Raw genomic sequence first — 7,264 nt, 5'->3', positions numbered from 1 at the left:
ATTGTTCGATAAAATCCGCAGAGAGCTGAGACAAGTAACGGAGCAGAGTTTAGACGACATGCAAATTGCCTGTTGCGAACTGGAGGACAAAGGCAGCGAGGATGACAAAATACCTTTGCTGGTTTGTGCCATTCAAAATGAAGTCTTTGCACGATACAAGAGCATTATCAGCCGGGCCGGACTCAAAGCAAATGTCTTCGATTTGGATGCGCTGGGGGTTTACAACGCCTTTTACTATTTCTCCGAGAAGGATTTTGGACCGACGACGATTGTGCAGGTGAGTGATCATTATTCAATCTGTCTTATCATTCTTCCCGGCAGACCGCCTTTTTTCCATGTTATAGAATTGGGAGCCGAGCAGCTTAACGAGCAAACCCCTGAGATGACAAATTCTAAAGTAGAGACCTCGGTGGCGGCAGGAGATGAGTCTAAGTGGACTGATCTGGACTTCTTACAAAATTTATCTCCACTACAAATTCATCCTGCCAATTTTGAGAATTTTTCTTCTGAAGTTCGGAAATGTATGAGACATATTCAGACACAAGAGGGGATATTGAAATTTGATAAAATTTATCTTTCCGGCGGCGGATTCGTGCTGGCTGATCTGGCTGAGAATTTTGAGCAGGCTTTCGAGATCGAGACCAGGATATGGAATCCAATTCTACAATTTACCAATGGCGGAAATAAAGAGCTTACAAGAAATCAGTTAGAGAGTGGCAGATATTTAATACCGGCAATTGGCTGTGCTCTAAGAGGGAATTAGGTTTTGATTAAAATTAATTTTATAGCTAATGAGGTGGCTCTGGAGAGAAACGATAAGATCCGAAAACGTGCGACTCTATTTTACGCATTCGCCTGGGCGATGGCAATCTTACTAATGTTCCTACAATATCAGAACAATCAATCGTTAATCGAGACTTATAATATAGAGATGAACAAATTAAAAGTCGAGATCGACGACAGTTCGCCACAATTTCGACAAGCGGTCAAATTATTTCAAGAAATGAATAAAAGCAGAAAGAGTCTTGACAAAGTTTACGCATCAACGGTTGAACCCGGTTTCATTCTCGAATGTTTGAAAAGGTTGGCTGTGAAGATACCGCCGGATTTCTGGTTAACTGAAGTTCGACTTTCTACTACTGGTAAGAAGGTTTTTGCCGATAACAATAAGAAGAAACCCGGCTTTAAGAAAGAAATGATTGTTAGGGGTAGTTTATTTCTAAATGAAGAAGGCGCACTGCCGAAATTTCAGTCTGTGATTCAGAAAAGCGAACCATTTTCTCTGGCTAGTTGCCAGTTGAACTTCGACGAAATGAAATTTAGAAAAATTGAAAACAAATATGTGCATAATTTTGAAATGACCTTTTCCTGGTTGAATGAGATTTTTTAACAAAAGCTATGATTAGAAGATTACAAGTTTTTTTTCGTGCTTTTAAAAAGAGAACATTATTTATTGCATTGTCTGTTTTTGTGGCCGGCAATTTGGCGCTTAACTATTTTTTCCTGTCGCCAAGTCAAGAAATGGTGCTAGCCGCTGAACGTGATTTAGAAGAGATGCAAGAGATATACATTCAATTGAAATCGACTGATATGTCTGGAATTAGTAAATCTCTCCAACAGCAAGTTGATTATTTAAATGAAAAACAAAAACAAATCGCTTCAAGTCACCTGACCAATGCACAAATCCCGGCTTTTGTTTCCAGACTCGAACTTGCAGCGGAGAGTGCTGGCTTAACCGTTAGAACCAAAATCAAACGTCAGGAAAAGAAATCAAACCTTATTGCAATCGATGTAAATTTTACTGGAACGATTCTAGAGCTCTTCTCTTATCTAAACCGATTGGAAGGATGGGAGGAGCTTTTATTTGTCAAAAATTTTAGAATCTATAACAAGAATTCTTCTCAGAATATTTTGAATGGTAAAATGGAATTTATTTTGCTTGTTGAGAACAAATAATGGCAAAAGTAAATATCAAAAAATTAATATCTCTAACTGTCGGGTTGACATTCCTCATGCTGATTGGACTTCAGCTTTTGGACCATACTCTGGTTGACCGTCTCTTTCAGGGTAGTGATCTTGGGATTGATAACTCTTATTTTAGATTGTTTAATGAATTAAAAGAACCCCAGCAGACAAACCATAATTTTAAATCCGGAGAGTCCACACAGGCGCCGGTACTAGAGAGGGATCCGTTTGTGAGGCCGGATGCACACTCAAGTACAAACTCTCTGTCAGGGCGGGAAAAAAGCTTCAACCAAGGTGACTTAGAATTAAAAGGTATTTTATGGCACAATAAATTCCCATCGGCTGTGATCAGTGGAGAAGTCGTTCAGGTTGGAAATATGTTGGGCCGGTTTCGAGTAAAACGAATTCTCAAAAAGCAGGTCATCCTGTTTTCTCCAAAGGGGAAAATTGTTTTGCACCTGCCTGAAGATGAAAGTGGTTAAATAAGTGTTTAGGAAGAATGGTGACTTTATTCAGGATTAAATTTTTTGTTGGCATATTTTTTCTCCAAATGATAGTCGGCTCGACTGCGACTGTAACCGGGACCCAAGAGTACGTGGCGGTTCAAAATGGCAAGCGCGGGCGTATTAACCTGAACTTGAAGGGCGTTTCCCTGAAAAATACCCTGCAAATGCTTTGTAACCGTCTTGGAAAGAATCTTTTGTTGAGTTCAGAAGTTAACAATCGGATGCTCAACATGAATTTGCAGAATATTACACCCCGGGACGCCTTCAGCGTGATTTTAGAGACGAATAATTTGGCATATAAAGCAATGGCAGGCAATGTTTGGTTCGTGGCCAGCTCTAAAAGAATAGGAGACCGCACCATAGTAAAGAATGTTGCTTGCAAATATGCTGACGCTGGAGAAATGGTAAAAATTTTGACCAGTATTGTTAGTGATGTTGGTGCGGTTATAGCTGATCAAAGAACCAATACGCTCATTATCAAGGGGACTCCTGAAGCCATTCTGCAAATGGAAAAGTTGATCGAGGAGCTTGACCGGCCGACCAAACAAGTTTATATCCAGGCTGAAATCGTGGAAGTGTCCGCCACGGATGATAAAGAATTTGGGGTTGAGTGGCTTTGGAAGAATGCTAATTTCAGGTCGTTCCAGGGTAAAGTGGGCTCAGATTTTGGGTTGACTTTCAATCCAGCTAATACCGGTGAAAATTCTGAAAGCTCGGAGACGGTTCCAGTCCCATTCCCTACTGGTTCCGGGCTCGGAATTGGTATTTTGAATACAGATATTGAGGCGGTGTTGCATGCGTTGGCTGAGACAAACAATGTGAACTTATTGTCTCGACCTAGAATCGTGACAATGGACAACCAGGAAGCCGTCATTGAAGTGGGTGATCAAATTCCATTTAAGAAGCTAAATCAATTTGGTGTCACCTCGTTTGAGTTTAAGGACGCGACAGTTCAGTTAGTAGTTAAACCACACATCATCGATTCTGAGTTTATTTTATTAGAAGTTGCACCAAAAGCGGATTTTCAAAATGGCTTTACCCCTGACGGCACGCCAATTATTTCAACCAGAAAAGCCTCCACAAAAGTAAAAGTGAGGAGCGGACAAACAATCGTTATCGGCGGGTTAATTCGTGATTCATTAATAAAGAATGAGAAAAAAGTACCGATCTTAGGAGATATACCTTTATTGGGGTGGCTATTTAAAAGCACGAAATCCACTAAAGTTAAAACTGAGCTGATTATTTTTATAACTCCGTTTATCTTAGAGGATGAAATCGAAACACAGCATTTTCAGGACGATTTTAAGTTAAGAAAAAAGATGCGTGAAAATTTCAAGTAAGAGGTTCGATGAACGATTCAAATGGTAAAATCCGTATTTTAGTTGCAGATGATGACCCGGATATTTTGGGTTATTTCCGTGCCATAATTAAAGATCCGCGCTATGAACTTTATTTGGTTCCAAACGGCGCACGTGCGATCGAAGAAGCAGAAAACCATAAAATCGACATCGCGTTTTTGGATATAAAAATGCCGGAGATGGGTGGAATAGAAGCTCTGGTACGTTGGAAGAAACTCCAGCCAAAAACACAAATTGTTATGATCTCCTCTTACAGTGATGGGAACTTGGTTCGTGAAGCAATCGAAAAAGGCGCCTATACCTACCTGTTTAAACCGCTAAACAAATTGGATATCTTTTCTGTGACGGTGAAGAGTCTTAAAAATACCGGTATGGATGACGTCTTTTCTGTTAGGTAAAAAACCTAGCAATAATGTTCGTATTTTTTTACACGTATTTTACTTTCCACATCAACTGCTAAGAAATCTTCCTGGTAGACTCTGACAATTGATAAATTGGGGGAGCAGCAAAGTGTAAGCTTGCTGTTTTCGTGCTTCAAAACCAGACAACGCCGCCATCTTTTTCTAAAGAAGATGAGTCCGCTTGAGTAAATTTTGGCCCAGCCAATCGTTCCCGCAAAAACAATCCCTCCCAGTTCAAGTTTTTTTCGGTCTTTCGGTCTTAACTTGTATTTGAAGTATTCAATCTTGCATTCAATAGCGTTCCAGATTCTATGCCGCCACGAAAGTTTGTCGGAGCTGGTGTAGCCCAGGCAATTAAATTTATTCTCGGGAAGGAATTGTTCGATGTGAACCAATCGTCCATATAACTGCGGTGCAATCCGAACCCCCAAAGTAACGCCCACCTGACCTAAGACGATGCATTTGAACCATTTGGTGTTTAGCTTAACATAGCCAACTGTACCTGACTTAATTTGCATGTTTGTCTCCTAATAATTCATAGCCTGGCGTAGCCGAAAACAGAAAAAAGTAAAACAGTAAATGTGAAACGAATTTTATGATGAAGCTATCAGCGATCAGCTTTCAGCTTTTTTTAAGTATGCGCCTTAGAATGAATTGACAGGCTTTTAAATGACATAGTCCTTTCACTCCAAAATGAGGAGTTCTATTTGGAGTTCATTGACTGTGTCACTGCAGTTTTTTAAAACTGAAGGCTGATAGCTGAAAGCTTTTTGATACATCTAATAACTATTTTGATAAATATTGTAACTTATCTGGCGTGACTTGATTTCACCGGTGCGCCAATTATATCTTCTTTCATAATCTTCGCAAGTGGTGCAGCGAACAATGAGCCAGTCGCCTTCACGGTGGGATTTGCATTCGTGATGTGCTGAATTTTCGCGAGAATTGAAATGTTGGTCAAGCATGGCGATTTCTCCTTTCTTGATAATCCAACGATTTATCCTCCAAAGTTGTTTTTGTTAATTGCAAAATGCGAACCAGTTTTCTGTTCTGAAGTGTTAAATTATCGTACAATTCTAATGAAAACATAAAGTTTTTATAAACAGTATATTGAAGACGAATCGTCTTAAAAGGCAGTTGGAAGTTTAATTGTAGTAGATAGATAAAAGTATACGATAAACTACCATGCATGCTCTAAAATCAGTCATTTTACGGGTTTAAGGACTCTGACCAAAATAATATTTCCATCTTAATTTTTAAAACACTATTTTTGTGCCATGAAAATGGACACAGAATTGGAAGCGGTCATCGTAGAGAAGTATGTAACAATTTCGGCGGAATTGAATGAACGCGGCCGTCGGGTTTGGGCTGCGACAGAGTCTTGTGCGATTGGTTACGGTGGAGATGCACTGGTATCGCGTGCTACAGGAATTGCCCGTCAAACAATCCGCAATGGACGTCGAGAAATTGAAAGCGGGGTTGGGGTAAGATCTCGAATACGCAAACCAGGCGGTGGACGTCAAAATTTAGACAAGACCCAACCGGGCCTTATGCAGGCACTTGAGGGTATGGTCGAACCTTTGACTCGTGGTAATCCTATGTCCCCATTGCGTTGGACATGTAAGAGTAGAGCAAAGCTTTCAGCGGCCCTTGTGAAGCAGGGCTGGAAGATAAGTTCAACGACAGTGGGTAGATATCTTCATGAACTCGGCTATAGCCTGCAGTCCATCCAAAAGAGCCGAGAGGGTTTATCGCACCCAGATAGGAATGCTCAGTTTGAGTACATCAACGCGACTGTTGAGGAATTTCAACAGAGCGGTCAACCTGTTATCTCAGTGGATACAAAGAAAAAGGAATTAGTGGGTAACTTTAAGAATAGTGGCCAAGAATGGCAACCGAAAGGAACACCCGAGAAGTCGTTGGTACATGATTTTCCAATAGACTCAACAGGAAAGGCTATCCCCTACGGCGTTTATGATATGAGCCGCAATGAAGCATGGGTTAGTGTTGGAACTGACCACGATACGCCATCTTTCGCTGTTGCATCTATTCGGCAGTGGTGGCTAAATATGGGTAAGCGAGCTTATTCTGATGCCAAGAATCTTTTTATTACAGCAGATGCAGGGGGAAGCAACGGCTATCGAATAAAAGCATGGAAGGTAGAACTGCAGAGGTTCGCTGATGAAACCAATCTTTGTATCCGTGTTAGTCATTTCCCGCCAGGAACAAGTAAATGGAATAAAATTGAACACCGCCTTTTCTGTTACATCACACAAAACTGGCGAGGGAAACTTTTGAATACATTCGAAACGATTGTGGATCTCATCGGCAATACCAAAACGACCAAAGGTCTTAGAGTCAAAGCTAAACTTGATAAAAGAAAATATCCAACTGGTATTACCATCACCAAGTCACAGATGGACGCACTCTCGCTCATTCGAAATAAGTTTCGAGGCGACTGGAATTACGAAATCAGACCCAGTGGAAGTTGGCAAGGTTAATTCGATCAAATCCCTAACTGGGGAAATAGTAGTCAAATAAATCGAATGAGAGACAACTTTAAGAAAGCAATTAAAGTACTTAGAACCAGCAATTCTCAATTGCACATTCAAGCAGTAAATGGTTGTTGTTATGGAAGAGATAATCGGCCAGAAAAAGGCGACTATCAAAAGTATTGTGGTCAAAGATTTTGGGAGTTTATCTCTGAAGATAAGAACCTTTACACAAATATAATAAAGCCACTTGGATATAAAGCAAAGGAAAGGAATGAAGAATTCGTAGAAGCATATGCTCAAATAAATAATAAATTCACTTTCGAATTTAGTCAAAATTTTTGTGTCGATGGCAAAATCGATTGGGCTACTTTGGTAAGATTTAATTCTTCATCTTTGAAATAATAATCCGAATTGAACTTTTCCACTATAGTTGTACCTTCGTAGATTGGACCCATTTATCTTTCCTACAAATGCGAAATGTTGTTTTAATTTTTGGTTGGCGATAGACAGTCATGCCTTTCAAAATCAAAACATTTCTC

At 40.1% G+C, this 7,264-nt stretch carries 10 protein-coding genes; 8 read left to right on the top strand and 2 right to left on the bottom strand.

Going from position 1 to position 7,264, the window contains the following annotated elements; all coding sequences use genetic code 11:
- From pilM to IH879_16335, 6 genes are all read left to right on the top strand, one after another.
- On the top strand, window positions 1-763 hold a 763-nt coding region (gene pilM / locus IH879_16360), incomplete at its 5' end, for a pilus assembly protein PilM (GenBank protein MCH7676499.1).
- Window positions 764-766: 3 nt separating this feature from the next.
- Window positions 767-1,390, top strand: coding sequence for a hypothetical protein (locus tag IH879_16355; GenBank protein ID MCH7676498.1), 624 nt, complete (start codon window positions 767-769; stop codon window positions 1,388-1,390).
- 8 nt (window positions 1,391-1,398) lie between these two features.
- A complete protein-coding gene (locus tag IH879_16350; protein ID MCH7676497.1) occupies window positions 1,399-1,956 on the top strand; it encodes a hypothetical protein in 558 nt (185 codons plus the stop codon).
- The gene (locus tag IH879_16345; GenBank protein MCH7676496.1) at window positions 1,956-2,447 is read left to right on the top strand and encodes a hypothetical protein; all 492 of its coding nucleotides are present in this window, start codon (window positions 1,956-1,958) and stop codon (window positions 2,445-2,447) included. Before IH879_16350 ends, IH879_16345 begins: the two co-directional genes overlap by 1 nt.
- A 17-nt stretch (window positions 2,448-2,464) precedes the next feature.
- Complete coding sequence (locus IH879_16340) at window positions 2,465-3,811, top strand: hypothetical protein (protein ID MCH7676495.1); 1,347 nt, start codon at window positions 2,465-2,467, stop codon at window positions 3,809-3,811.
- Between the two features lie 8 nt (window positions 3,812-3,819).
- A complete protein-coding gene (locus IH879_16335; protein ID MCH7676494.1) occupies window positions 3,820-4,227 on the top strand; it encodes a response regulator in 408 nt (135 codons plus the stop codon).
- 5 nt (window positions 4,228-4,232) lie between these two features.
- On the opposite strand, the gene IH879_16330 is transcribed toward IH879_16335, so the two are convergent.
- Together IH879_16330 and IH879_16325 are read right to left on the bottom strand one after the other, a co-directional pair.
- A complete protein-coding gene (locus IH879_16330) occupies window positions 4,233-4,748 on the bottom strand; it encodes a hypothetical protein (GenBank protein ID MCH7676493.1) in 516 nt (171 codons plus the stop codon).
- Window positions 4,749-5,009: 261 nt separating this feature from the next.
- The gene (locus IH879_16325) at window positions 5,010-5,195 is read right to left on the bottom strand and encodes a hypothetical protein (protein MCH7676492.1); all 186 of its coding nucleotides are present in this window, start codon (window positions 5,193-5,195) and stop codon (window positions 5,010-5,012) included.
- Window positions 5,196-5,513: 318 nt separating this feature from the next.
- On the opposite strand from IH879_16325, the gene IH879_16320 reads away from it, so the two are divergent.
- Window positions 5,514-6,731, top strand: coding sequence for an ISAzo13 family transposase (locus IH879_16320; protein MCH7676491.1), 1,218 nt, complete (start codon window positions 5,514-5,516; stop codon window positions 6,729-6,731).
- A gap of 45 nt (window positions 6,732-6,776) precedes the next feature.
- Window positions 6,777-7,127 (top strand): hypothetical protein, encoded by a 351-nt coding sequence (locus IH879_16315; GenBank protein ID MCH7676490.1) that lies wholly within the window; start codon window positions 6,777-6,779, stop codon window positions 7,125-7,127.
- Window positions 7,128-7,264: the final 137 nt, after the last annotated feature.

It is taken from the genome of candidate division KSB1 bacterium (assembly GCA_022562085.1).
GTDB lineage: Bacteria > Zhuqueibacterota > Zhuqueibacteria > Oceanimicrobiales > Oceanimicrobiaceae > Oceanimicrobium.
This window is presented reverse-complemented; position numbering and strand designations above follow the sequence as displayed.